Origin of the sequence: Leptospira koniambonensis, assembly GCF_004769555.1 — a bacterium.
GTDB lineage: Bacteria > Spirochaetota > Leptospiria > Leptospirales > Leptospiraceae > Leptospira_B > Leptospira_B koniambonensis.
In genome coordinates, this window is the sequence record NZ_RQFY01000012.1 from 83,968 (window position 1) to 109,630 (window position 25,663).

Sequence of the window (25,663 nt, forward strand, 5' to 3'; positions counted from 1 at the left end):
TATGTCTTCTTCCAGAAGGAAGTCCCGCGAAATCGCATTAATGGCATTGTACCAGTTGGAACTGGTGAATTCCGCATTGTCGGAGGTCCTAAAGTTCCGTTGGTACGATAAAAAGATAGAAACAGAAGAAAGGGATTTTGCCATTTCTATCATAAATGGTGTTGTGAAAAACGCGGAAACAATCGATACTCTCATCAAGAAATACTCGAGGAATTGGGATTTTGCTAGAATTTCCCCGGTGAACAAATGTATTCTACGTTTGTCCATTTACGGGATATTGCATTCCAAAGAAATTCCACCCAGGGTCACCATCGACGAAGCTGTCGAGTTGACTAAGGAATTTGAAAGCGAAAATTCGGTCCCTTTTATTAACGGGATCTTGGATTCCATCCTTCAGTACGAGACGAACCGACATGGAAAACCCGATCCGCAAGAACCGAATCTTCCTGGAGACGGAAGAACCTAAACCGTCTTATTATTACGGAGACGAACCGGAAGAGTTTCGTCCCAGACGTCATTATAATCCGACAACATTTGCTTGGGGAGCCTTAGCTGCCTCCCTCCTTCTTTTGATCGGCCTTGCGATTTGGTATTCTTTTTTCAGAGAAGGCAGGGCCGGCTTCGGAGCAAATGGAGTTGCAGATGGCAAATCTCCTTTGATGCCTAAGGGAAGTCTTGCCCAAGAATTACAAAGACCTTATCTTCCCGAAGGCACGAACAATCCACTTCTGACAAAATGTGTTACTTTATATAAACAGAATTATAGAAAACAATCATTCGATTATTGTACTGAGTTTTTGACAGGTCCAGCTACAAGTCAGGAGAAGTCCCTGGCTTTGACTGTGCTCGGAGTGATCTATGATGAGGATGGAAGATTTCCTCAGGCAATAGATTCATTGCAGAAGGCGATCACTCTGGATGGAAATAACGTATACGCTTATTATAATTTAACTTTAGCTTATGCTCATAGTGGGCAAAATTCTGCAGCCAGAAGTACAGCTCTAAAAGCGAGAGAGATTGCGCCTAATGATCCGCGTATTGCTCTAATGGCTGGAAATCTTTTCAACGAGATCAATGATCCGGACGCTGCTATAGATGCGTATAAGCAGGGACTTTCTTCTTCTCCGGATGATCCTTATCTAACCTATAACCTTGCATTAAGTTATTTTAAAAAAGGTGAGATCCCGCAAGCTGAAGAAAATTTCAAACTTGTGGTGATGAGGGCGAGAGGTGGAAAACTCGCTGCACTTTCCAGTTCTTATTTGGGAAATATTTCCTATAATAGAGGGGATTATGTTTCCGCAGAACATTATTTTAGAGAAGCGGCAACCATAACTCCTAACGATGCAAAAGCATTGTATAATCTTTCTATCGTTTTGAAGAAGAACGGTAAATTAGAAGAGTCCGTAAAATATCTGGAACTTGCCAATCAAGCTGGTTCTAATGACCCAGAATTATTTAGATCCATTGCGGAAGGTTTCGAACAATTAAATCAAGGAGAGCAATCTATCAATGCACTCCAAAAAGGTTTAAAATATAACCCAAACAATTTGGATCTATTATTCCAACTCGCAGAAACATATTATAATAAAGGGGACCTTCTCGCTGCAGAAGAAACTTACAGAAGGATTGTGGACTCCACACCTGGTGATAGTTTTACAGAAACTGCATTATTAAACTTAGGCGTGGTCCTAGACCAAATGGAAAGATATGGAGAAGCGATCACATATCTGAATCGTGTCTTGGATCTAAATCCTAAAAATGCAAAAGCATATTATAATTTAGGCCTTGTTTATAAACATACCGGGAATGGAACTCAGGCAATTGAAAATTTCCGTAAGGCATCTTATTTAGATCCGGATGATATCAAACCTAAGGAAGCATTGGGCGATTATTATCTCGAAAATAAATTTTATAGAGAAGCGATAGAAGAATATTCTGCGCTCTTTAAACAAAAAGAAGATTACTACAAAGTAGCCTTGAAACTTGCAGAAGCATATATGGGCACAGGAGAATCTTCCAGCGCAGAAAAGATCTTACTACAAGTGTTGAATAGATCCAGAAATTCGAATGAGATCAAACAGGCTCATAAGAAACTCGCACTTCTATACAATAAATCCAAAGATCCTGATCTAAAAAACAAGGCCAAAGACGAAGCATACCGTTCTGCTCATATGGATCCTGAAGATTATGAAGGCCGCTTAGTTCTTTCCAAAATCCTATTGGATTCCAACTCTGTTTTGGATAGAGAGAAAGCGATCGAAGAATTGACTGCGATCGTAAAATCAGAAGTTAAACCTAAGACCGCATCCACTGCATATAATTATCTGGGAGTTGCATTTTATAAGAACGGGGAATATAAAAAGGCAGTTCGTTCTTTCCAAAATGCAATAGACTTAGATCCATCCAATACGGAAGCTTACGATAATAAGCGTGCCGCGACGGCCGCATTGGAGGATTCCTCCAAGAGGGACGGTCTTTTCTGAAAAGAATTCCATTCTTTTGTCTGGTTCTATTCTTCACTTTTACTTTTGGCGAAAGCATTTTTGCCGAAGAACAAAAGGATCCTTTTAAGGAATCTGTTCTTTCTAAAGGAAGATCTCAAGCCAGAGCTATCTCCGAGATCAAATCCAAAAATCGTTTGGACTTGATTAAGGAACTTCCCAAAATTATTTCAGAGCCTGACGCGAGAGAAGATAGTATCTTCGCTTCCTTAGCATTATTTTCTGAGTTAGAAGATCTGGATTCTCTTGCTCCATATTGGGCAAACGAACTCGACACAGTTTTTAAAACCACGCGTAATACAGAGATACAAACTAGGATCTTAGAACTTGCAGATCGCAAAAAAGAAAAAAGGCTGATCTATGCAGTGATTGCAGGACTCACTCATACAGATTTTGAAGTGAGACAATCTTCTTATCGATATGTGCAAGGGATCAAGGATGACAGGGCAATGCCTCACGTATTGGATCTTGCTGTTTCGACTAATCCAGTCTATAGAGAATATTTTTTAGAATCTGCTATCTGGATCAAAGACGAAAGAGTTCAAAACCTGATTAACAAATTTGCCACTGACGATATTCCTGCTCTTCGCCGAAGATTTTTTACAGTATTAAATAAGAATAATATTCCAGATAACCGCGGGAATATTCCTCGAATGGCTGCGGCAGACCCAGATGAAGATGTTCGTCTTCATGGTTTAGAGATCCTGAAGAACAGAAAAAGTAGGCAGTATATATCTCTTTTTTATAAAGGGATCACAGAGCCAAACCCTGATCTCAGAAAGATCTGCACTGAGGCATTATTTTATCTGAATGATAAACAAGGAGCTAAATCAGTTTCTGAACAACTAGTAAAAGAAACTATTCCTGGATTAAAAGCCAGATTGATCGATCTACTTTTGGATCTTGGAGCTCACGGAGGCGGGCAGGGATTACTTACTATTTTGGACGTGGATAAGGATCCTGGTCTTCGTTCTCGCGCTGCAGAAGTGATGGGAAAATTAGGATTCAATCCTGGAACGAGCGAGCTCAAACGTATTTTTGAAAAAGAAAAAGTAAACGAAGTCAAACTTTCTCTCTTAAAGGCACTCGGAGAATTGAAAGACAAAACTTCTGTTCCAGCACTTATCTCTTTTGCTTCTAATAATAAAAAAGAATATCTTCCTCTTCGTTTACAAGCCATCGATACTGTTCGGATCATTGGAGATCCAGAATGTTTACCTGCATTATTCGATTCTTATGTAATTGAAAAAACTCCAGAAGTGAAATCTGAAATGGAAAAAGCGGTCCGAGAGATCATTTCTATTAAAGTATCTAAGTGAAATGCGAGTTTTCCTTCTTCTTTTAATTTTATTCACTTTTTCCTGTAAAACCACTTTGGAACGTAAATATTTGCCGGAAACTTCATGGGATAAAAAAGAAGGAAGAGCGGAGCGATCAAGTAGAGAAAGAGTCGCTTATGATGTTCGAGTTTGGGAAGTCAGGGGCCAAATTTTAAAAAACATATTAGAAGATCCTAATAATAATACTACTGTATCTAAATCTAAAGAAAGTCTGTTAGAGTCGGATCTGGGTTGGGACCCGAAAGGAAAACGAGTGTTTTTGATAGATATCCGTCCTAATAATATTTATCGCCCTGTGGATATGTTGGGAGAAGTTGGGATCCGTTTAGGGGAATGCGAGGGAAGGGATAAGATAGAATTTCCTTATACTTATTATTTTTTCCCCGTAGAGGAAGGCGGAGGAAGAGATGGTAAAAATCAGATCACGAAATACAAATTCGAAAATTCTAAACCTTCTTCTTCTCCAACAAAATTGAAACACAAAAATTCTTATGAAGAAGAAACCAAAAAAAGTACTAGCTGCATTTCCAGAATCCTGTTTTCAAAAAGGGTCGAATGGGTTGGAGGTTCAGATCCTTGGTTATGAACTTTTTACTTTTAGATTCCTGTTTGATTATTGAGACTGCGTTGGAATTCCGACATCGACCAGATCAAATATACTGCTTTAGATATTCTTTCCCTTTTAGATGGCTAGGGTAAAGAATCGGAAATTCAACTCCAGTACGTTTTCTTTTTCTGCGATACGCTTTGCTTGAATCAGTATAAACTTCGTATTCTGATTCAACTCTGAATAAAAGTTTTTCCCAGAATAGAAAATGGTTATCTATGAATTCTTGTCTTACATCTTTCGCTCTGGAAGTTAAAGGACATTTAGTTTGGAATTCTTGCATGAATACAAGTCCCACTAAAACTCCTCTCGTATCTAAATAGGGCTCTAATGGAAAAGTCCTGCAGCTGATGGAACGATTCTCTCTTTCGCAATGAGCCGCTCCTTTGCATTCACAAAATGTAATTTTCCTATGATCGTATACTGCGAATTCTTTTTTTTCTTCCCTGGTCATTGGAACATATGCTTTCCATAAGTCTGTTCTTTTGGATAACATTTCGTATTCTGCTTTGTACAATGCAGGGAGTGCATTATCTGCTTGGCAACAAACAGGGATCCCACCGTTGGAAGGAGCACATAAACTTCCACAATTATATTCTGTGACTTCTTCTTGAAGAAGTGAATAGTAATATTGAATTTCGTCTTCTGTTAAGGCTTTAGGGTCCGATGTCCGTGACTTCTTCATTCTGCTCTATTTCTCTTTTTTTCTCTCTTACTGAGATCACTCTTTCCAGATAGAATACACGGAACAGTGTATAGGTTGTTCCCATAAACGTACAGGAAAACAAGAGTCCCCATCTACGATAGAAAAGGTCTGTGCTTGTAGAGAGCCAGCCGTTTTTCTGAAATACTACAAAAACTAGAGAAGAAAGTACTAAGGCAGAGAAGCATGCTAATATAAAATATACTGTTGCTCTGAAGATCCAAAGTTTATCTTCCCTTTCGTATTTTAACATTAGGAATTGTTTGTATAGTCTCTCATATTCCGTTGGGGTGGAAATTTTTTGAACTTCGAAATATTCTTCGAATTCTTCCGGCACCCCTTCAGGATCTGGAAGCACCAATTCATAATCTAAGGAAGAATCATAACGTTTTCGTCTGGTGGGATCTGATAGATGATAATATGCCTCTGCTCCTTCTCTCAATTCTGAGTCTTTCCAAGGCACCCAAGAATGTTCTTGGAGATTCTGTACATATCGATGAAAAGCTTCTTCCACAGCTCGAGGAGAGGCATCTCTGGAAAGATCCAATAATACATAATAGTCAATTTTACGACTAAGTCCAGCTCCGGATCGATTCATCTTATACGTCTTTAGAAGAATTCTGATTATGATCCTATCCTGGCAGGAAAGGAAACTTTTTTTTAAGGTTTCGAGCGGGTTGACAGGCTCTTTACTTCTCCAAAACTGGACCTATGAGCGTGCTTGAAGTAGAAAAAAAGGCCGGTAAGGTTTATATAGAGACCTATGGCTGCCAGATGAACGAATACGATTCTGGTATCGTGTCCAGTTTGATGCAAGGCGCTCAGTTTGAGACAGTTTCCGATCCGGAACTTTCTGACGTTATTTTCTTAAATACATGCGCAATCCGTGAAAATGCTCATGCAAAAATTTATGCGCGGCTCCAAGGTCTTGGATATCTGAAAAAAAGAAATCCGGACTTGGTGATTGGAGTTCTTGGATGTATGGCCCAGAATCTGGGTGATGATCTTTTTCATCAGGAACTTCCTTTGGATTTGGTTGTTGGCCCTGATAATTACAGAACTCTTCCTGAATTGATCCAAACAATTCGTTCCGATAAACAACCTGTTTCTTTAACACGTCTTTCTAAAATTGAAACTTATGATGAGATAGAGCCTAGGGTCGTAAATGGTATCCAGGCATTCGTTACGATCATGAGGGGCTGCAATAATTTCTGCACATTCTGCGTGGTTCCTTATACAAGAGGAAGAGAGAGAAGTAGAGATCCTCATTCTATCGTAAGAGAAACTCGTGACCTTGTTGCGCAAGGTGTAAAACAGCTTACTTTGCTTGGGCAGAATGTGAACTCTTATAAGTCAGAAGGCGTGGACTTTGCTGGGCTTGTTCGACTTCTATTAGAAGAAACTGATATAGAAAGAATTCGTTTTACTTCTCCTCACCCTAAAGATTTTCCAATGCATCTTTTGGAACTGATGGCTGAAAATCCTAGATTCTGTCCTAATATTCATCTTCCATTACAGTCTGGAAATACCGATGTACTTGAGAATATGAAAAGAACGTATTCCAAAGAAGAATTTTTGGAAGTAGTGGATCAAATCAAAACGATCGTTCCAAATGTTGGACTTACAACAGATATTATAGTAGGTTTCCCGGGAGAAACAGAAGAGCAATTCGAAGATACTTTGGACATGGTCCGCAAAGTTGGCTTCGACATGGCATTCATGTTCAAGTATTCTGAGAGAGAGGGCACAATCGCTCAAAAAAGATATCCTGACGATGTGCCTGAAGAAGTAAAAGGAGAACGTCTTACAAAGCTCGTGGATCTTCAGACTTCTATTTCTGCGGAGCAAAACAAAGCAAGGATAGGCAAAGTATTTCCGATCTTGGTAGAAGGTGCTTCTAAAAAATCTTCCAAGGAAGCTTGTGGTCGTACTCCTTGTGGAAGAATGACTGTTTTCAAATTACCGGAGAATGTTGATGTAGATTCTCTGATCGGAAAAACGGTTTCTGTTAAGATCAATTTTGCAACTAGCGCAACTCTCAAAGGAGAGGTGATAGAGTGAAGAAGATCTCCCGTACTTCGGGAGGCGATTCCTCTCCAAAGAAAAAAAAATCCGAAGCAACACATCGGACTGATACCACAGGTTTTGGAACAGAAGCCGCCGGAAAAGTAGCAGAAGGAAAAGACTTACGCTCCGTAAGGGTGCATAATGTTTCAGACCTTCCTCCAGGTTTTTTTGTTCATACTGATAGAGAGAAGTTTTGGAGATGGCTTCCTATCTTGGACCGTTATATTCTCTCCGAAATTGTTCCTTCTTTCTTAGTAGCACTTTTATTTTTCACAAGTATCTATATGGCCATCGCACTCAAGAGTATGATCGGTCTTTTTGTGGGGAAGGGTGTGGATCCTTTCCGACTTCTGGATTACTTCGGATATCTATTGGGAAATATTCTTCCTACAACTGCGCCTCTTGCTTGTTTGATGAGTGGTGTTATGGCAGCAGGAAGACTTTCTGGAGATTCAGAGATCACTGCGATACGTTCTGCTGGAATTGGATTTTCCCGTATTTATGTAGTGTTTGTGGGCTTCGGTGTATTCTTAGCCGCTCTAGTTGCATACCTATGCTTCTACCTTTCTCCTATCAATACCCGAAAAATGACAGAGTTCAATAAATGGGTTTTGGCTTATAATCCTCTTCTTGCTTTAACTCCTGGACAGTTTGCTGGGGACCAAGTGCAGAATATAGGCTCCGAAAAAGCGATTGCGATGTATACGGAAGGAGTGAACGCAAAAACGGGAGAACTTTCAGGAGTTCAGATCCGCGAATGGACTGTCTTTATTCCACAAAATCAAGATCCTTTTCTTCTTTCTATGGGGGCTGCGAATCGTCCTGTTCAATTAGGAGAATCTTATATTACACAGATCATTTCCGCGAAAAAAGGAACTCTAGTTGAGAAGAAGGGGCCTGATGGTGAATTCGAAAAATCCATTCGGTTGAAAGAAGCTTGGATCTTAGAATGGGACAAAGCTAAACAACAATTCTCGGTTGGAGATCTTCGAAAAGGGGAGATGGATTATAATATTCCGAAAACGGAAGAGAAAAAAAGTTTAGTCATCAACGTGGATCCGGGTTCATTCACTCTTCTTACCTTGATTGATATCAGAAATAATATCAAAGCGGGAAGATTGGAAAAAATCCCTGGACTTGAAATTTTGCAAGAGTTGGGAATCCAATCGGACGGATCGGAAAATTTAAAAGATAGAGTTCTACGTTTACAATTTGAATTGCCAGGGATCATGAGTGACCCGAAAATCTCGGATGCTCAGAAATCCCAGAGTGTTGCTATTGTTCTTCAGCTGACTACTTTATTAAAAGAAGCTAAAAAGAGAGTCTCTCAATTTGATGTGGAGATCCAAAGAAGATACGCGATCCCTGTTTCCTGCATTATTTTTTCCTTAGTTTCCTTACCTTTAGGTCTCGTAGTAAAACGTTCCGGCAAAGGGATGAGTTTTACAATGGCAGTGGTATTGATCATCGTGTATTGGGCACTTTTTACATTCGGATCGAATATTTCAGAAAATTCCAAGTTCCCGGTTTGGCTCGGACCTTGGAGTGGGAACATTGCGATCGCGATCATTGGTTCAGTTGTTATGTTAAAACGAACCGATATGCGTTTTCCGCCAGCTTTAGTAAATTTCTTTCAGATCTTAGCTAAGTTCTTTTCCCCCGTTGCCCGCGTTTTTGCCCGGATAGAAGGACCCCTTTCCTCCCTAAAAACAAAATTGACAGAGGGACTCAAAAAATTATCCTTATGGAGAAATCGAGAAAATCGATACTGATTTCCGTTTTTTAGAAGGACGGGATCGGCTTTCGACGTCTTATTTATGATGTCGAGTAAGGGGGAGAGTCGGCTTTGAAAACCGCGAATATTTGGCACATTACTTCCGGAGCTGAATTCCCCATACATATATGGAAACATCCGAGAATTAATATCGAATTACGTAAGGTCCAGTTAAAGGACTACAGATCGATAGAATTAGATGCCCAGGATATCAATGTATTCTATGTGAATACTAACTTGAAAGAATGGTCTGAAATTAAGGAAGATTTCCTAAAACGTTTTGAACTTCATCCATTCGTTGCACTTACTATTATCTCCTCCCCCGAGGCTGAAGAAATTTACAATAAACTTTCCCCTAAAGGTAAAACTGAGGTTTTAGAAAATCCGGTCCAGCCAAGGTCTTTAAGGATCATCTTAGACAGAGTGATCCAGACTGAGTTTTTCAAAATGGTGGCTAATGAGATCGGGAATAGCTGCCTCGCGAACGTGGGATTTTTCGAGGGAGTTTTCGAACTCGCTAATAAAGAATATAAAGATACTCACAAGGCAAATGCAGCTCTTCATGCAATCCTTGAATTTGAAGTAAAGATTAAGAAGAACAACGAAGATATCAATAAAGCAATTGAAAGAGTGAATGAGCTTAAGAACCAAGAGCTTTTAACTCTTCATGAGAGACTGAAAGTTTCCGAGATCATAGACAATCTTAAAACTATGGAATTAAAACATGCGCTTGAGCTGAAAAAAGCTACAGAAAGAGCCTTGGAATATTCTAGCATAGAAGAGATCGAAATGAAAAACATCCTCGAAGCTCATACGAAACTGTTCGAATACACCGAACAAGAGATCAAGGATCTAGTCGAGGAAAACAAACGTCTCAGAAAAGAATTAGGACTTCCTGAGAATAATTAGAACGGTTTGTCGGAATTCCGACAACACACGTTTGATATACTGTGTAGTCCTTACAAGCTCTGGATCTTTACTCTCTCGCAAACAATTCTAAAACTTTTTTGAATTCGTAGGAATTCCTACCGTAGGCTTTTTCAGCGTATAAGATCCCGTGTTTCTTTCTTCTGTCCTTATAATAGTCCATACCTTCTGGATGGCCGGACTTCTTAGCTGAAAGATAAAGTCTTTCGTAACAATGAGATAAAATACGATGAGGTTCCGCTTCATCGTTAAATTTAGGATCCAGAGAAATATACTTCTCCAAAAATTCTGCAGACTGGTTAAAGTTTTTAAGAGCGTACTGGTGTTTGATAAATTCTCTATAAACTCCAGCTTGTAATTCTAAGAAAGATTCAGATTTCCTAATGTTTGGGTTTGCGATCTTATCCAGATTTTTCATCGCAAGAGAAAGATTTTTAACTGAATCCAGTCTTGCCTTGGTGAGTTCTCTATTCCAAACTCTTTCAGCGTTTTCCAATCGGGTCTTTCTTTGCCAAGGGAATCTTTCCGAATCAAGGACCTTACCTTCTTCTTTTTCCCTTTTGGATTTGATATTGTCCGAAACTTTTCTGAAACCATCCAAGGCAGCGGAAAAATATTCTTCCGTTCTTTCTAATGCTTGTTTGGAATTTCCTTCTGAAAAATCTCCTAAGAAATCAATGTCCTTAAATTCGTTGGGATCATCACTCCAGGGGCCGTCTTTTGCAGATTCAGGGATCAAGATCTCCAGTCTTTTGGGGCGATCATGTGGATCTTCTTGGGAAAATAGAAAGGAGGAAGAGGGGATCAGTAGCAATAAAAGCAAAGATCTTAAGCATGAAAGCTTAACGAGTTTCATTAGCACTAGGATCGGGAAACCGCTTCGAGAGATAAACTATAAAAAAGGTTTCATTAGGAAAGCCTTCCGATGAATTTGATTTAGGAGCAAAATATGCAAAGCCCCGAGGTCCCAAAAACGAAACGTATCGTGCTTATCGCACACGATAATAAAAAAGAAGATCTAGTGGAATGGGTACAACTTCATAAGGACATACTTTCCAAACATCATCTCTATGCGACAGGGACAACCGGAAAGATCGTCCATGAAAAAGCGGATCTGCCTGTTCATAGATTTTTGTCCGGCCCGCTCGGTGGAGACCAACAGATCGGTGCGAAGATCGTAGATGGAGAGATAGACGTGGTAATCTTCTTTTGGGATCCATTGACGGCTCAACCTCATGATCCGGATGTTAAGGCTCTTTTGAGAATTGCAGTACTTTATAATATTCCGATTGCTAATAATAGAAGGTCAGCTGATTACTTGATCTCTTCTGACCTTCTCGCAACATCTTATAAAAAAACTACAATCGATTACAATACAGGGCTTCCGATTTACTGAGTTATTTGCCTTCTTCAGTAAACGCTGCCCTATACGCTTCGGGAGGGCAGGTTAGATGACTGCAAGAATAAGAATCAGAAGAAGCCTGGCTCCAAGTCCCTAATTCTACCAACTCATCGCAGGAAATCTTATAAGAGTTTGATTTACCTTTGCCGGCAGGGATGCCTGCGCAGGAAAAAACTGGGATCTGCTTATAACAGGAACAATTTCCCTCAAAAGCTCTCGTATCTGAACAATAAACACAATCTGACCTTTGATTTCCATTTAATGCTGCGGAGATCAATGACTGGTTTTGATAATCCTCCTTCTCCTTTTTTGTTTGTGGGTCAGAAGTGCAAGATGCAAGTAATAATATTATAAATATGTAAATTGAAAAGTATCTAAAATTCATAAAATTCCTCATTCGGAGATCAGAGTAAAAGGGATCGTCGATTTGAAAGTGACATTTGTCCCTGGATTCAAAGCGTATTCCTTATAACGGCTTAGATGATTCACATATTCTTTGTCGAAAATGTTTAGAATAACTACGTCGAAGGTTGCAGATTCAGTTCCATTCGTTAAACCAGGAATTTCTCCGCCAAAACCGACATCGTATAAATTATAACCTTGTGTCGGAGTTTCCAATTTATCTACCTTATACTGGGACTGAACGAAAGTGCCGTTCACAGAGAAATAAGGTTTAGAAATCCCAAAAAGTTTATCAGTAGTAAATCTAAGACCTAAACGAGCACGATTCGGAGTCATTCTAGGAAGATACTTATTGTTAATATCAGAATATACTGAATTAGGATCGGTGGCTCCAGGATTCAGAGTGATTTCTGGAGGAATATTTTTTTGTATGGTCGCTCTTAGGATATCTATACCACCTATGAGAACTAACCATGAAGTCGCTTGGGCTTGAAAGCTAAATTCTCCACCTTCTAATTTCGCTGCATCTTGCCTGTATCTATAAACGGGAAGCCCTGAATCGGAGTCAAATGCGCCTGCACTTACAGAATAAATATAATTATCTATTTTATTTCTGAATACACTTAGTTCTGCTTGGAACTTATCGTTTGCAAAACGAACAGAAGCATCATAGTTTAAAGAAGTTTCCGGCCTTAAACTATCTTTACCTATCTCGAATCTACCGCTCCCTTCATGAACACCATTAGCAAATAATTCGAAAGGAGTTGGGGCCCTAAAACCTCTACCAGCATTTAAAGCCAAAGAAAAATCTTTTGCAAATTTCCAAACAGTTCCTAGACTTCCAGTGCTTGCAGAATAATTTCTGGTCTGTTCCAAATTCCCGAGATCTGCGTTAGCTCTAATGTCCATACTTCTTTTGTCAGTCCGAGCACCTGCAGAAAAACTAAAGTCTCCCAGTTTCCATTCTTCGAATAGGAAGAATCCGATATTACTTAAACCATAACCTGGGATCAAGGGTTCGGTTCCGATCGTATTACTTCTTTGTTGCATTCCTGAAATACCTACAGTACCTTTCAGGCCCTTCCATTCCTTGTGATGGATTTTTGCATCTGCAGTAGTAGTATCCAAAGAAAGGTTTAAACCCTGTTTATAATCATACTTATTCACTTGATAAGCAGAAGCAGCCTTGGTGAAAGAATCGATAGAAGGATCCAATAATGTATCCTTGATCGGCATATACCTATTTTTATCTTCAATCTCTCTACGATTGTTTCTTTGGTAAGCCGCATCTAGTTCTACATTTACGTAAGGAAGAATGAAGAATGCGTGCATATGAGTTTTCTGATGAAGAACAGTCTGGTATGCAGTCGAACCAGGAGATTCATTCGGATTATCATATAAATCCTGCTCTTGGTATCTTTGGAAAGAATCCACATAGAAATTCCCCCAAGAACCATCGGTCCCTATCGAAGCATTTACGTTTCTTTCATGAAAACCTGTATTAGGAAGAGTCCCTTTTGGAGTAGTGATCCTTCCAGCTTTTCGAGTATCGGTTTGCACTCTATATCCGAAGTTGGTTTCTTTATGATAACCGAAAAGAGAGATCGCGCCTGCATCTTGTTTATTGTTTGAAAAACTATTCGTAGAAACTGTTCCTCCTAAAAGAGGGGCACCGTCTTTTGCAGTAGGCGCCTTGGAACGGATCACATTAACTACACCGCCTAGAGCGTCGGAACCATAAAGAACAGATCCAGGACCTCTCACAATTTCCATCTTATCTATATTAAATGCATCTAAATCGACTGTATGATCGTCGCCGAATTGTTGTTCTTCTTGTCTTACTCCATCGGTCATTACCAAAACTCTTTGTCCCGTTAAACCTCTGATCACTGGCTTAGAAGTTCCAGCGCCAGTAGTCAGGGTTGCAGTTCCTGGAGTATTTTCCAAGGCAGACATAACGTTCTGTCCTCTCAATCTTTGCAATTGTCTGCCTTCTAAAACTGTCGTAGGCTGTGGGGTTGATAAAAAATCAGAAGCTAAGGTTTTGGCGGTAACATTGATCGCTATACCTTCTAATAGAGAAGGTTTTAAAACTATATCTAAAACTTTATCTAGATCCTTTACTTCGAATCTTTCGGTTTTTAATTCATAGTTTGGAGCAGAAGCAACTAACGTGTAATTTCCCGGGGAAACATGTTGGAATTCAAAACTGCCGTCCTTACCTGATCTGGACACGAACTTGTTTTCGGTAAGGAATAGTTTGGCGCCCGAGATGGGACGTCCTTCCGAATCTTTAAGAATCCCTCTGACATTCACATCCAGGGAAAAAACTTCTGAAAAAGGCAAAAATAAGCCGATAAAAACAGGTAATAAATTAAATTTATATAAAATACTTTTCATTCTTCCTAAACTCCAGGCCGTTCAGGCCGGGTTCTTCATATACAAAATAAAATTCAAAGCGGATCGCAGATGCCAAAACCGCCGAAAACTATAGATACGGATAAGATTAGGAAAAATAAGGAGGGGATCTTTCTCTAAATATTCCCGATTGGGAATTTTGAATAGGAATTAATTCATGTATTATGAATTCGTTATATTCAAGAACGGGTTGTTCTGATTTCGGACCTTGAACGAAGTCTGCTGCTGAGTTTATTTGGGTGTGAATACAAACAAGGCAAGAGTCCGAAGAAATTTTAGAAGAGTGTTTGGAAAATATCCCCTTTTCGGATATATCTAAATGTGAGTGGGTACTTGTAAGTAAGAGTCCGCCGCAAAAAGCAGCCAGCGCAAAGAAGGATCTAAACCCGTTTTTTCGCCTTCCTACTAAAGGTCCCATTTTTTCAATAATGATAAATCGTTATTAATAAGCAAGTAATTTTTTGGTCACCTCTATCTGAACTCAAGGCATGGGCTCTTTTGTTTTTCCGCAGAACTCGATCCTATAATTACATCCGATCTGTTTCGCAGTGATTTTATGCCGAGCATGGAATTCATTTTTCATGGTCTTCTCGAGTAGGAATTCAAACAAAAAGTGATTTGCATACCAAGGAGGGCTACAAGAGATCCTATCTTCTAAGATTGAAGAATTTTCACTTGTTTGGATAAAGATATGTTCATGTTTAAATTTCGCAAAAGGCCCAGATTCTTGGATATCAACGAAACGTTTTTCTGGATCTAATTCAGTATGCAAAGCTACCCAATGGAAAGAAATCCCTGGAAAAATTTTCACTCTTACAATTGCTTTTGAACCAGGCTCCAAGGATGGAGGAGGGGAAATGATATCTGCTTTTTTAGAAGATCCTACCAGAGAAGAAAATCCTTCTGGACCTGCATGAAATCCAAATAATTCGGAAACTTTACAATCGAATTCGGAACGACAAATAAATATCATGAGAATTCCAAAAACATTAATAAATCAGAATATACTTAATTGGTAGGAGGATTTTCCGTCTTTTTCCAGTAGGCTTTGTTTCCTACCGCGATATTTCTTAAAACAGCATCCTGATTTTTCGGAACTACCTTTGCGGTATAAAGATCTGCTTCGGTTACGGTACCTTCCCCAAGTAAAGTTGCTGAATTGAAGAAGTAAACAGTGGTCCCTTTTTTGAGTCCGTCTATTATTCCTGCATTTACGATCAACGAATCTTCCTTCACTCTATGCACTTTTCCACTTGCAGGGATTAATGTTAGGATCTTATCTCTTGCTCTTAAGGTAGCTTCTGCGAGAGCATCTCTACCTTTCGCGTAAATCCTAAATTTTCCTAAAATTTTCTCTTCTTTATGATCCCTGAGGCTCCATTCTGTGCGTAAGTTGCCATCTTGGAAGGAAATTTTTCCACTTACAACAAAGCGAATATTTTCACCTTTGGAGTTCTTGATCGAAGAATAGTTTCGTTCCGTTTTATGAATTGCACCTGAATAAGGCTCTGATTCTAAACTTTCGGACTTTCTAATATTATCCAGATCGATATTGCGTATTCTTGGATCAGAATTTAGGAAATGGCGAAGAACTTTTCCTGCTAAAGCGGGAAGATCAGTATGCTTTGCTAAAAAGTCTTCTCCATCTGGATCGAACACAAGGACTTCGGGAGGAGTTCTGCCATAATCTTCTTGGATACCAAATTCTCCGATCTTTACCAAACCCTCGCGATAACTTAAGGAAGTTTTAAAACCTTCTAAGTTATTCTCTACAGAATATCCGTATTTTTTATTATCTGGAAATTTATCTCTTAAAAGTAAAAGTAGGTTGAAGTAGCTTGGGAAAAGACCTCTTCTTTTATATTCTTCTAATGTTAAGACCAGGATTTCAGGGCGGTTAGGAAGAAGTTCTTTAGCTCTGATCAAATGATACCAAGCTAAATCATATAAGAATGCATTTTTATTGGCTCTATATCTTTGGAGTCTGTATTCCCCCAGGGTTCTTCTGAGTGAATTTCCTTCTGGTAGGTTTTCCAATGCATACAATTCAGAACGATTTCTTGCAATTGGATCTAAGTCGTCCAATGAAATCAATTTTTCTAAATCTGTTCTAGCTTCTTTAGAGGCAGGATCTTTTTTCAATCTTGCATAAGAGCGTAAATATAAATATTCAGTGGAGTTTGGAAATAAACCTAATAAGCGGTTTAAATATTCTTCTGCTTCTTGGTATCTTCCAAAATAGATCCTGGTTTTTGCTAAAAGTTTAAGTGCTTCTTCTTCGTTAGGATGTAAGGAAACTGATCTTTCGAATTTTTCAGCTGCTTCTGCAATTTTAGAATCTCGTTTGCTTCCTTGGGATTTTTCTGCCCAGATCAATAAAAATTTCCCGGATTCCAAAAAGATCCCTGGATCATCGGAAGTTTCTGCTTCTAATTGATTTCTGAGAGATGCAGCTTTTGTAAAGTTCCCGTCGAATGCTTCTACCTTTGCTTCTAAGGTTTTTACTTCCTTATTTTTAGGGATCCTGGAATATGCAGAATGAAATTCGAAACTGGCTTTTTGGGTTTTTCCTGAAGCAAGTTGAACTTCTATATAGATTGGAAATAGATCAGAATCGTATCTATCTTCTTCCAAGAATGGTTTTAGGATTAGAAATGCTTCTTCATAACGTCCTAATTTTGCAAGTGTGATCGCTTTTTCACGGACGGCCTTTTTGTTTTTAGGTTCTAACTCTAAGACCTTGTCTAAAGACTGCAGCGCTTCTTTTTCTTTATGAAGTTTTAATGCTGCATCTGCAAGTCCCAATCTAGAGCGAACAGATAAAGGATTTAAGTTCACTGCTTCTCTGAAAGAATCATAAGCAGCAGGATAATTTCTGGAAGCTAATGCGCCTTCTCCTTCTTTGATCCAATCTATGGTTTGTTTGGAAGAAAGTGAGAAGGAAAAAGATAAAACAAAAAGAACTGCAAAATTCCTGAAAAGAAATTTTAAGTTCAGATACTTATTTGAGATTTTGGATCCGAATATCATGGCGTAAAAAATCCGGTCTCCGCTTTTCCATTAGAATTTCTAAATATGGCTTCTACAACCACAGGGACATAGACATCCATTCCTGATGGATTGATCCTACTTTTGAAAGAAAGAAGATACCTTCTGTCTTTTTTGGAATCGATCCAACTTCTTAGATTTTTCTCAGTTCCTCCGGAAGGAATTGTTAAGAACTTTCCTCCCGTTTTTTCCGCGATCTCTTTATACACGGAAACTGATTCTCCATTTTCCCCTAAACAAAGAAAGTAGATCGGAATATCATGAGCGACTGCGAAACGAATGATCTTTGTTGGAGAAAATTGTGTGAATGCTGCCTTAGAATCTTTTCCTGAAACGATTGCGACGATTGCTCTTGGACCTAAACTATCTAAAAGATCTGTAATCCCTCTTTGGAGAGATTTTCCAATTTGAGATTCTTCTTCTGGGACAAAGGAGCGTAACGCTTTCAGAATATCATACATACTTTTTCCGAAAGGGTAGGCGGTTTGTGTGTCTCTTCCAGAACGGAGAAGTTGGATTTTATCGTCTACTCTGATCTCTGATAAAAACGGACGGATTGCTTTCTCAATTGTAGCATAAGATTCAGATACGATCTGTGAATTTTCTGCAACGATAGAAACGCTTATCCTATTATTATACTTTTTCATGTCGGTTAAACCGATCAAAGGAGAAAGATTATCCATCTCATAGATTCGGAATGAATCCCGAGGAATTGCTTTCACCGGGACTCCATGTCTATCTTTTGCATGAAGGACTAAAGATATATCAGGATAATCAGAACTGATCGTTCTTTCCACAATTAGATCTAAGTTGGAAGAAAGTTGTCCTTTAGGAGAAAAGGATTCAATCCTATGTCTATTAAAATCAGCAACAAACATAGAACCTGTATAATCAAAAGTGACTGAGAATGCTTGGTCGAAATTTCGGACTGTATTTTTAGAATCCTTAAAGTTATCAAAACCTGACCAAGTTTTAGAAACGGAGTCATAGATAAAAAGTCCTGCGGTTTCATCTGCCACGACTACCTTATTATCTTTGATAGAAAGATTTCTAGGTTTTTTAAAAGAAGGATTATTGATCTCTTTTAAAAAGTTCCCTTCATGATCGAATACGACTAGTCTCTTGTTTCCTCGATCCGCTACGAAAATTTCCCCACGATTATTAACTTTGATACCAGCAGGTTGTTTTAAGATACCAACGCCTATTTCTTGGAGAGGTTCTCCTGTTCTGGAAAGTTTTTGGATCCGATTATTCCCCATATCGGAAACATACAAAAATCCTTCTTTTGTAAAATAAAGCCCAGCCGGACCGTGAAAACTTCCTGGGTCTTTTCCAGTAGAACCAAAACGATTTACGTAAGTGCCCCTGGTATCAAATTCGAAAATTTTATCACCAGCATAATCAGCAATGAAGATTGATTTGCCTCGAATACTGATCCCGACTGGTCCTTCTAAATTTCTACCGAAAGAACCTTTGAAATTTTCAACTGGAAAGCCGTTCGCATCAAATTTGACTACGTTCGCTGTATCGAAACTTACTACGTAAAGATATCCTTCTTCATCTACGGCTAAGTCTGAAGGATTTCTAAAACGAAATCTTCTTAGATCGTCTCCGAAAATTGATTTATAATATTCTAAATTATCTTTTCTATTTCCGCCGCCTAGTCTGTATCTAAGAGCGTCTAAACGATTTTTACTTATTAAATCAAGTTTATTAGAAGATTCTAATTGTTCTAATTCGGAAAGACTTTCCTGCCAGTCTCCACTTAGATAGTATGCTTCCGAAAGAAAAAACTTAGGATGAACGAAATCTGGTTTGATAGAAAGAGAGCGCACAAAATTTTCTCTTGCCGCCGCGAATTCTCCCTTGTTATAATAGGCCAGGCCACGTTTAAAAAATGTCCTGGCTTCTTTTTCTTTCAGTCCGAAATTAGGTAGGGGCTCGGACCATCCGGATTGCGTGAGAATTCCTAAGAGTAGAACTAAAACTAGAAGTTTTGTTTGCGTACGTCTCCCCATTCTAATCCTCTTAGTCGATAGAATAGCTTAAGAGACATAATTTCAACCTATTTTTCGGGCCTTCTATAAGGGTTTTACTTATCCTGCAATCAATTTAAGGCAACGGGTTGCTGCGGAAGGGATACGGAGGCGCTAGTCCCGAAGGGATGAGCGCGAATGCGCGAACCCGTAGTAGCCCGGCTGAGCGAAGCGAAGAGCCGCCCTGAAAATTATCCGAGTCTTCTTTTAACTGAGAATCTTTCTTTTAGATTGGAAGAAGGGGAGTTGCCCGTCGGGGAAAGCCAGGCGTTTTTCCAGTTGGAATGCCATTCGGACCATTCGCTGCGGACGGATTGATTTTGTTGGAGTTCCTCTTCGACCTCTCTCATCAGTCGGTCCAATAGAATCACGTAGTTTCTGAATCGCAGGGCCAGGTCGGTGTTTGAGGAATATTCCTGCATGATTTTCATATCGGCCTGAGCAGGTGGGAAGAGGCATTTTTTCTGGAAATTTTCGGGCGGAAATAAAAGAAATGGGCGTTAGCCAGCGAGGACTGCTATATGGGCCTCCACACTTTCGGCCAAGGCGTCGAGGTCGTAGCCTCCTTCTAAGAAGGATATAGTTTTCGCACCGATCTGATTTGTTGCGGCTAATATTAATCGTGTAAATTCTGCGAATGCGTTAGTGCTTAGGTTCATGCCTGCTAATGGATCTCTTCTATGTCCGTCAAAGCCTGCGGAGATTAATACATACTCTGGTTGGAAGTCCAACATAGAAGGCACTACTATTTCTTGGAAATAATGGAAGTATTCTTTATCTCCAGAACCCATTGGTAATGGGATATTTAATGTAAAGTTTTCTCCTTTTCCTTCTCCTCTTTCATGGACTGAACCTGTTCCTGGATAATATGGATATTGATGAAGTGATGTGAAAAATACTTTGTCTGAGTCATAAAATATTTCTTGGGTTCCATTTCCGTGGTGCACATCCCAATCCAATATATAAACTTTTTCAACTCCTTGTGTGAGTAGATAACCTGCGGTGATTGCAATATTATTCAGTAAACAAAAGCCCATAGACCTTCCTGTTTCTGCATGATGTCCCGGTGGTCTTACAAGTGCGATCCCTGATTCTATTTCGTTGGATCTTATTTTGTTTACTAAGTCCACTCCGCTTCCTGCTGCCAAGAGTGCTGCATCAAAACTAGATTCTGAATAGGGTGTGTCTCCGTCGAAACTTCCTCGTTTACCTTGGATGACTGAAAATCTTTCTCTATGTCTATTATTATGTACAGATTCGATCAGTTCTAATGGCAGCTTGTTTGGTTTGATCCAATGCAAATCCTTAAAATAGGAGGTCTTATGTAGTCGATTGAGTATAGATTCCAATCTTTGAGGGGATTCAGGATGGAATGTTCCGGTATCATGCAATAAAAATGTATCGTCATAGGCGTAGCCGAGTTTCATTTTCTTCTCCCGTTTTTTGTTGGAAGTCCTACAAAGAGGACAAGTACCGAGGTCTCCGGTTCGATATTATATTATAGATCCGGAGTAAATTTGTGCGCAAACCGTTTTCACTTTTTCCTATCTTAGTTCTTACCGCTTTTCCGGTCTGTGCAGAGTTCACAATCCCTTATCCGGAGAATTCTAATAAGAAGGAAATTCCTGTTTTAGAATCTTCTACAAATAGTAAGACCAAACCCCAAGCTGCTTCCAAAGAAAAAGAGAAGAAAGGTGAGATACGACTTTCTTCCAGAAACACGCAGATGGAAAGCGAAAAGGAGGCTCCCAAAGAGAAACTTAAAAAGTTTTTTACAAGTCCAGCGAAGAAGGGCGCCTACGGAGATCGTCCCAAATTCTACCGTGGTCTTTATGTGAATAATTCTTTGGTTTCTGATAAGTCTCGTAAGAATGAATGGGAGTCCTTATTGAAGGATGCTTCCGATTATGGTGTAAATGTTTTAGTGATCGATCTCCAACCTAAAACTCCCTCTCCGGAAGAGATTTCTCGTATTAAGGGAATGGGTTTCTATCCTGTAGGAAGACTCGTAAATTTTGACGGTGGCCTTAAGACTAAATATCCTAGTCCTGAAAGATTAAATTCAATTTTGGGTTATGTTAGAAAGGCATGTCTTTCCGGATTTCCAGAAGTGCAATTGGATTATATTCGTTATGCAGATATAACTGATATAGATCTTTCTTTGAAGGAAAAATATAGTAATATCAACGAAATTGTGACTCGTATTCGTGGAGAAGCAAATCAGTGCGAAAAACTTCCTTACTTAGGTGCGGATATTTTTGGTAGAATTCCTTTTAACAGAGATGATCAGATTGGGCAGAAGGTGGAAAATTTTGCTCAGCTTGTGGATGTTATCTATCCTATGTTATATCCTTCTCATTTTTATGGCCAACCTGGTCGTATCGCAAATCCTTACCAAACTGTTTATGATGGTTTGAAGAATACTAGAAAAAGATCCTTATCAACTACCAAAGTTGTAGGTTGGATCCAAGGTTTTGGAATGAGTCTTGGTCCTTCCGGTAAATCTTTGAAAGATTATATCAAGGCTCAGATAGAAGCAAGTGTGGACAGCGATAGCGATGGTTTTGTCGTTTGGAATATCGTAGGTAAATATGGAGATACTTTCAGAGCGATTGAAGAAAGTATCCAGAGCGGGAAACTAAAGATCGAGGATTAATATTGTTTTGATCGCGATGTAGGAATTCCAACACGCAGGGTATAGTCCAGTGTAGGAATTCCTACACAACAATTAAAGTCCAAGATCTTTTTCTAATATTAGAAGATCCTTATCTCCGGGAACATTCTTAGGCCTATGAAGTTTATAGGCTTGGATAGATTCTACTGCTTTTGTTCTCAAGAAGGTTGCTTCTTCGCTGATCGTAGTAGATTTTGCTCCACCTGAAAGTTCCATATATCTCTTTCCGTAAAGAAGTGAAGTCAATCTATGAAGTCTATAGTCTGTGATATTATCAAGAGCTGCTTCTTTCAAAAGTTTTTGGGCTATTTCCCAGGATTTTTCCTGGCGATTTCTGAGTTTAGGCTCTTCTTCTGGAGAGACACTTCCCTTAGGTCGTTTGCTGGATGAATAAGAAGTGTATAATTTATAATAGGTTTCTGCACTTCTGATCAGAAGTTCATAATCTGTTTTGGAAAGTCTGAATCCTTCTCTGGCCACTTCTTGTGCTCTTTCTAATTCTTCCGGAACAAAACTATTTTTGGAAAAGCTGGGAGCCTGATCAGACTTACAATTTAAAAAGGAAACGTATTCTCTGGAAAATCGTATCAAATCTTGGTCTGAATCAAATCTGGATCTTTTTTTCCACGCAGAAGAAAACTCTGCGCCCGCGCTCATCGGCAGGATCCCGGAACATACTGGTTCTTTGGAATCTACTCCTGCCTCGCTCAAGTATAACATTCCTAATCTGTAATGCGGCACTGGAGACATTGGATCTAAACGAATTGCTTTGCGGAAAGATTGGATTGCTTCTGGGATCTCATCTCTTGTGAAATGATAATCTCCAGTTTTACGTTCTACGAGTGCAGGTCCGCTTAATTCGGAAGAGACTGGATAGGCAACGGTCAGTACCTTCTCTTTTGCCATTCCTAAGTATCCAACACCTCTTAATTGTTTTCCTGTGAATGCGGTTTGGAAGATGGATTTAACTTCTATTTGTCCTACGATACTTCCGTCTTTGAATGTTTCATGATCAAAATCTTTTTCGATCAAATAGAGTATCTGTCCCGGGCGGATCCCTGGGTCGTGATGCACTTTTACAGTGACTATATCAGGTCTTGTGTCGTATCCCAATTCGAATCTTTTGTATTTACCTTCGTATTCGATTGGTTTGACCTTATCGAACATAATGGTCTCCCCGACTAAGACCATTTTTTCTTTTCTTGGCATTCCATCTTTACCTGTGTTTTTGGGCATTCCCACATCTCGGAACGCATACACGAATTCTTTGGAGAAGATAGAAGAGGAAAAAGTGCAGAGTAATAGTATGATTACAGGTCGGGTTAGGGCCATACTTTTATTTTCGGCCGGATTGGAGCCGACCAATATAAGAATTTAAACGATTTCGACGAAGATGGAATCTTTAATTTGATATAAGATCTGTAAATTTAAGACTTGGGCGACTCCTTCGCTCCGCTCAGGCCGCGCTGCTACGACTTCGCGCATTCGCGCTCATCCGGGCAAAGCCCGGACTAAAGGTCTGCGCATTGCTGTCGCATTCGTATTTGCGAATTCTTTTGTGATTTTACAAGATCTTGCTAAAGTCCTCTATCACTTGATACTTATGTTCCGCCTGAGGATGGTTCCCTGGCCGAGAAACGATAATAGGTCGAACTCCAGCTTGGGTTGCTGCATCCGCTTCTTCTTTTATGTCCGTGAAGAATACAATAGAACTTGGAGGCAAAGAAAGTTTTTCGGCGATTTTAGTATAACTGGAAGCTTCTTTTTTTCCACCTACCGCTGTATCATAATAGTTTTCGAAATATACTGTTAGGTCTCCTGCTTCGCAGTATTTATAGATCAGAACTTGGGCTTCTACACTTCCCGAAGAATATACAGCAGCACGTTTTCCTGATTTTTTGATCCTTTCTAAAAAGAGAGGAACGTCTGAGAAAATTGTACTTTTGAGTTCGCCTGATTCATATCCTTTCTTCCAAATCCTTCCTTGGATCTCTTTCAAAATTCCTAATTTACGATCTTTGGATACTAGGTATTTGCAAAATTTGGTAAGTGATTCTGGAGAATTGGAAACTTGTTCCGTATATTCTTTTTCATTTTTGGAAGCGAGGATGAGTGCCTCGGCGAAGACTGTTTCCGCCGAGGTTTCAGAGAAGAATGATTGAAAGTTTTGGACCGAGTAGGGGAATAAAACCTTGTGCACGAATTCTATCGGCGTGGTTGTACCTTCTATATCAAATAAATATAACTCGGTGTTTTGTTCTTCCAATTAAGCTGTCCTTTTGATCCTGCTAGCTTCTGCTGCCAATTCTTCGTGCATCTTTTGTTCGTCGTGTTTGAAATTTTTCAGGATATAGAGCCAAGCCAGTCCGCAAGGTATCCAGAAAAGGATCGCGATCGTAAATGCTTGTGTTCTATCCGGCAATACTGTAAGGATCAATGCCGCCATTGCAGGTCCGAGCCCGTTCCCCAAATTGTCCGTAAGATTATAAAGAGCAAACATAGAAGATCTACTTTTTGGAGGATTCACATTCATAATAAGCGCTCTTACATTCGGTCCTGTTACGGATATAATAATACCTGTAAGTATATTAATGAAAATGAATGCAGAACTTCCTGCAACACTTCCTGCGTGTAATAGATATACAGTAGGCAAGATCCCAATAAGGATCATACTACCGCAGAAGATAGGTAAGAATGTTTTGTTCGTATCGTATATTTTTTGGCCTACAACTCCGCCGAAAAAGGTTCCGATAAAGATCCCAACAGCAGCAAATATGACCATTGCAGAAGCGGAGTCTTTAGGCATTCCATAATGGAATTCGTAATAATCGTTCAAAAATACGAAGAATACCCCCCAAGGAACACATCCTGGGATACCTTGCATGAAAATACCAATATTGGTCTTGGTAGAAAATAGAGTTTTAATATCCTTCCATGTTAAGCGAACAGCTTCTGAGTTCACGTCGGTGGATACATTTGTCAATTCCTTCTCTTTTCCTCCTCTTGCAGGTTCTTTACAGAATAATCCGTAGATCAGCATGAATAAGAAAGAAGGCGCAGCCATATAAATAAAACTGTCTCTCCATCCGTTGATCGGGTCGGAGGTTCCTAAAGTTCCGCCCACTATTTGCCCGAGGCCTACTCCCAGTCCCATGGAAAGAGATAAATATCCTGCGGCAGTGGAACGGGACTTGTCTGAAAAATAATCCGCTACTAAGGAGAATAGAAGAGGGAAACTTCCTCCCAATCCGAAACCTGTTAGAGTTCTAAGGATTAAAAATTCTTCGTAGTTTCTTGCGAATCCGGAAAGAAGGCAAGGGATCTCTCCCAATAATACTGTTCCGATGACCAAAGGTTTTCTAGGAAATCTTTGAGTAAGATAACCCATGTAAACCGAAACAAATCCTCCTAAAACGAAGAAGCAGATTGGGATGAGTCCTCCCAATTTCCAATCGATCTCTTGTTGGTCAGTGATCCCGAAAGAGCCTGCTATGTTTCTGAGGTTTGGCGCGATCAGGTTTTGGTCCGCGAATAGAAAGAAGGCCATTCCCATAATCATCCAAAAGGCGAGGATCGCGTTTCCTCCATGGGCGGCAAGTTCGCCTAATCCGAAATATCGAAGCAGGCTTTTTTCCGAGGTCGGTTGAGACATCCAATTCTCTCCACTATGTTTCTGTTTGATGTCGGCTTCTATAAGAAGCACGTAAAGCGACAGATTGGTGAGGGGAAAAGGAATCGGCAACGAAAATGTGATTTTACTG

General features: G+C 39.6%; 21 protein-coding genes. 9 read left to right on the plus strand and 12 right to left on the minus strand.

Going from position 1 to position 25,663, the window contains the following annotated elements:
* Window position 1 precedes the first annotated feature (1 nt).
* The 4 genes from nusB to EHQ52_RS18280 are packed head-to-tail and all read left to right on the plus strand — an operon-like array spanning window position 2 to window position 4,430.
* Window positions 2–466 (plus strand): transcription antitermination factor NusB, encoded by a 465-nt coding sequence (gene nusB, locus EHQ52_RS18265; protein WP_135616740.1) that lies wholly within the window; start codon window positions 2–4, stop codon window positions 464–466.
* A complete protein-coding gene (locus tag EHQ52_RS18270; protein WP_167492235.1) occupies window positions 414–2,486 on the plus strand; it encodes a tetratricopeptide repeat protein in 2,073 nt (690 codons plus the stop codon). The genes nusB and EHQ52_RS18270 overlap by 53 nt, the downstream gene beginning before the upstream one ends.
* A gap of 20 nt (window positions 2,487–2,506) precedes the next feature.
* Window positions 2,507–3,823, plus strand: coding sequence for a HEAT repeat domain-containing protein (locus EHQ52_RS18275; RefSeq protein ID WP_208653540.1), 1,317 nt, complete (start codon window positions 2,507–2,509; stop codon window positions 3,821–3,823).
* Between the two features lies 1 nt (window position 3,824).
* Window positions 3,825–4,430 carry a hypothetical protein gene (locus EHQ52_RS18280; RefSeq protein ID WP_244244956.1) on the plus strand — a complete coding sequence of 202 codons (606 nt, stop codon included), beginning with the start codon at window positions 3,825–3,827 and terminating at the stop codon, window positions 4,428–4,430.
* Window positions 4,431–4,494: 64 nt separating this feature from the next.
* On the opposite strand, the gene EHQ52_RS18285 is transcribed toward EHQ52_RS18280, so the two are convergent.
* Complete coding sequence (locus tag EHQ52_RS18285; protein ID WP_135616744.1) at window positions 4,495–5,136, minus strand: hypothetical protein; 642 nt, start codon at window positions 5,134–5,136, stop codon at window positions 4,495–4,497.
* The gene (locus EHQ52_RS18290; protein ID WP_135616745.1) at window positions 5,108–5,752 is read right to left on the minus strand and encodes a molecular chaperone DnaJ; all 645 of its coding nucleotides are present in this window, start codon (window positions 5,750–5,752) and stop codon (window positions 5,108–5,110) included. Before EHQ52_RS18290 ends, EHQ52_RS18285 begins: the two co-directional genes overlap by 29 nt.
* A 113-nt stretch (window positions 5,753–5,865) precedes the next feature.
* Here EHQ52_RS18290 and miaB point away from each other — a divergent pair, with 113 nt between their 5' ends.
* From miaB to EHQ52_RS18305, 3 genes are all read left to right on the plus strand, one after another.
* Complete coding sequence (miaB, locus tag EHQ52_RS18295; RefSeq protein WP_135616747.1) at window positions 5,866–7,215, plus strand: tRNA (N6-isopentenyl adenosine(37)-C2)-methylthiotransferase MiaB; 1,350 nt, start codon at window positions 5,866–5,868, stop codon at window positions 7,213–7,215.
* Window positions 7,212–8,993 (plus strand): LptF/LptG family permease, encoded by a 1,782-nt coding sequence (locus EHQ52_RS18300; RefSeq protein ID WP_135616749.1) that lies wholly within the window; start codon window positions 7,212–7,214, stop codon window positions 8,991–8,993. Before miaB ends, EHQ52_RS18300 begins: the two co-directional genes overlap by 4 nt.
* A 74-nt stretch (window positions 8,994–9,067) precedes the next feature.
* Window positions 9,068–9,904: a hypothetical protein gene (locus tag EHQ52_RS18305; RefSeq protein ID WP_135616751.1), complete on the plus strand. Its 837-nt coding sequence runs from the start codon at window positions 9,068–9,070 to the stop codon at window positions 9,902–9,904.
* A 67-nt stretch (window positions 9,905–9,971) separates the two neighbouring features.
* Here the strand turns inward: EHQ52_RS18305 and EHQ52_RS18310 are convergent, their stop codons facing one another.
* The gene (locus EHQ52_RS18310) at window positions 9,972–10,778 is read right to left on the minus strand and encodes an FcpA-related putative periplasmic flagellar protein (RefSeq protein WP_135616753.1); all 807 of its coding nucleotides are present in this window, start codon (window positions 10,776–10,778) and stop codon (window positions 9,972–9,974) included.
* A 93-nt stretch (window positions 10,779–10,871) separates the two neighbouring features.
* On the opposite strand from EHQ52_RS18310, the gene EHQ52_RS18315 reads away from it, so the two are divergent.
* Window positions 10,872–11,318, plus strand: a complete 447-nt coding sequence (locus EHQ52_RS18315) for a methylglyoxal synthase (protein WP_135616756.1) — start codon at window positions 10,872–10,874, stop codon at window positions 11,316–11,318.
* A 1-nt stretch (window position 11,319) separates the two neighbouring features.
* Here EHQ52_RS18315 and EHQ52_RS18320 read toward each other — a convergent pair whose 3' ends face one another.
* The 6 genes from EHQ52_RS18320 to EHQ52_RS18355 all read right to left on the minus strand — a co-directional run bounded on the left by EHQ52_RS18320 (window position 11,320) and on the right by EHQ52_RS18355 (window position 20,655).
* Window positions 11,320–11,709 (minus strand): hypothetical protein, encoded by a 390-nt coding sequence (locus EHQ52_RS18320; RefSeq protein ID WP_135616758.1) that lies wholly within the window; start codon window positions 11,707–11,709, stop codon window positions 11,320–11,322.
* 8 nt (window positions 11,710–11,717) lie between these two features.
* Window positions 11,718–14,126, minus strand: coding sequence for a TonB-dependent receptor (locus EHQ52_RS18325; protein ID WP_135616760.1), 2,409 nt, complete (start codon window positions 14,124–14,126; stop codon window positions 11,718–11,720).
* Between the two features lie 499 nt (window positions 14,127–14,625).
* Entirely contained in the window at window positions 14,626–15,117 is a 492-nt protein-coding gene (locus tag EHQ52_RS18335) for an SRPBCC family protein (RefSeq protein WP_135616764.1), read from the minus strand.
* A gap of 35 nt (window positions 15,118–15,152) precedes the next feature.
* Window positions 15,153–17,174: a tetratricopeptide repeat protein gene (locus tag EHQ52_RS18340; protein ID WP_135616766.1), complete on the minus strand. Its 2,022-nt coding sequence runs from the start codon at window positions 17,172–17,174 to the stop codon at window positions 15,153–15,155.
* Window positions 17,171–19,210, minus strand: a complete 2,040-nt coding sequence (locus tag EHQ52_RS18345; RefSeq protein ID WP_135616768.1) for a 6-bladed beta-propeller — start codon at window positions 19,208–19,210, stop codon at window positions 17,171–17,173. Before EHQ52_RS18345 ends, EHQ52_RS18340 begins: the two co-directional genes overlap by 4 nt.
* A 518-nt stretch (window positions 19,211–19,728) precedes the next feature.
* Entirely contained in the window at window positions 19,729–20,655 is a 927-nt protein-coding gene (locus tag EHQ52_RS18355) for a histone deacetylase family protein (RefSeq protein ID WP_135616772.1), read from the minus strand.
* Between the two features lie 92 nt (window positions 20,656–20,747).
* Here EHQ52_RS18355 and EHQ52_RS18360 point away from each other — a divergent pair, with 92 nt between their 5' ends.
* The gene (locus tag EHQ52_RS18360) at window positions 20,748–21,884 is read left to right on the plus strand and encodes a putative glycoside hydrolase (protein WP_135616774.1); all 1,137 of its coding nucleotides are present in this window, start codon (window positions 20,748–20,750) and stop codon (window positions 21,882–21,884) included.
* A 72-nt stretch (window positions 21,885–21,956) separates the two neighbouring features.
* Here the strand turns inward: EHQ52_RS18360 and EHQ52_RS18365 are convergent, their stop codons facing one another.
* The 3 genes from EHQ52_RS18365 to EHQ52_RS18375 form a co-directional block, all read right to left on the minus strand.
* Complete coding sequence (locus EHQ52_RS18365) at window positions 21,957–23,234, minus strand: tetratricopeptide repeat protein (protein ID WP_135616775.1); 1,278 nt, start codon at window positions 23,232–23,234, stop codon at window positions 21,957–21,959.
* A 232-nt stretch (window positions 23,235–23,466) separates the two neighbouring features.
* Window positions 23,467–24,168 carry an acireductone synthase gene (gene mtnC, locus EHQ52_RS18370; protein ID WP_135616777.1) on the minus strand — a complete coding sequence of 234 codons (702 nt, stop codon included), beginning with the start codon at window positions 24,166–24,168 and terminating at the stop codon, window positions 23,467–23,469.
* On the minus strand, window positions 24,169–25,554 hold the full coding sequence (locus EHQ52_RS18375; RefSeq protein WP_135616778.1) for an MFS transporter: 1,386 nt from the start codon (window positions 25,552–25,554) through the stop codon (window positions 24,169–24,171).
* Between the last annotated feature and the right edge of the window lie 109 nt (window positions 25,555–25,663).

What these genes read in the sequence shown, in the direction of transcription:
- nusB (WP_135616740.1), top strand. Translation starts at nt 2, where the DNA reads ATGTCTTCTTCCAGAAGGAAGTCCCGCGAAATCGCATTAATGGCATTG.
- EHQ52_RS18270 (WP_167492235.1), top strand. Translation starts at nt 414, where the DNA reads ATGGAAAACCCGATCCGCAAGAACCGAATCTTCCTGGAGACGGAAGAA.
- EHQ52_RS18280 (WP_244244956.1), top strand. Translation starts at nt 3,825, where the DNA reads ATGCGAGTTTTCCTTCTTCTTTTAATTTTATTCACTTTTTCCTGTAAA.
- EHQ52_RS18285 (WP_135616744.1), bottom strand. Translation starts at nt 5,136, where the DNA reads ATGAAGAAGTCACGGACATCGGACCCTAAAGCCTTAACAGAAGACGAA.
- EHQ52_RS18290 (WP_135616745.1), bottom strand. Translation starts at nt 5,752, where the DNA reads ATGAATCGATCCGGAGCTGGACTTAGTCGTAAAATTGACTATTATGTA.
- miaB (WP_135616747.1), top strand. Translation starts at nt 5,866, where the DNA reads ATGAGCGTGCTTGAAGTAGAAAAAAAGGCCGGTAAGGTTTATATAGAG.
- EHQ52_RS18310 (WP_135616753.1), bottom strand. Translation starts at nt 10,778, where the DNA reads ATGAAACTCGTTAAGCTTTCATGCTTAAGATCTTTGCTTTTATTGCTA.
- EHQ52_RS18315 (WP_135616756.1), top strand. Translation starts at nt 10,872, where the DNA reads ATGCAAAGCCCCGAGGTCCCAAAAACGAAACGTATCGTGCTTATCGCA.
- EHQ52_RS18320 (WP_135616758.1), bottom strand. Translation starts at nt 11,709, where the DNA reads ATGAATTTTAGATACTTTTCAATTTACATATTTATAATATTATTACTT.
- EHQ52_RS18325 (WP_135616760.1), bottom strand. Translation starts at nt 14,126, where the DNA reads ATGAAAAGTATTTTATATAAATTTAATTTATTACCTGTTTTTATCGGC.
- EHQ52_RS18335 (WP_135616764.1), bottom strand. Translation starts at nt 15,117, where the DNA reads ATGATATTTATTTGTCGTTCCGAATTCGATTGTAAAGTTTCCGAATTA.
- EHQ52_RS18340 (WP_135616766.1), bottom strand. Translation starts at nt 17,174, where the DNA reads ATGATATTCGGATCCAAAATCTCAAATAAGTATCTGAACTTAAAATTT.
- EHQ52_RS18345 (WP_135616768.1), bottom strand. Translation starts at nt 19,210, where the DNA reads ATGGGGAGACGTACGCAAACAAAACTTCTAGTTTTAGTTCTACTCTTA.
- EHQ52_RS18355 (WP_135616772.1), bottom strand. Translation starts at nt 20,655, where the DNA reads ATGAAACTCGGCTACGCCTATGACGATACATTTTTATTGCATGATACC.
- EHQ52_RS18365 (WP_135616775.1), bottom strand. Translation starts at nt 23,234, where the DNA reads ATGGCCCTAACCCGACCTGTAATCATACTATTACTCTGCACTTTTTCC.
- EHQ52_RS18375 (WP_135616778.1), bottom strand. Translation starts at nt 25,554, where the DNA reads ATGTCTCAACCGACCTCGGAAAAAAGCCTGCTTCGATATTTCGGATTA.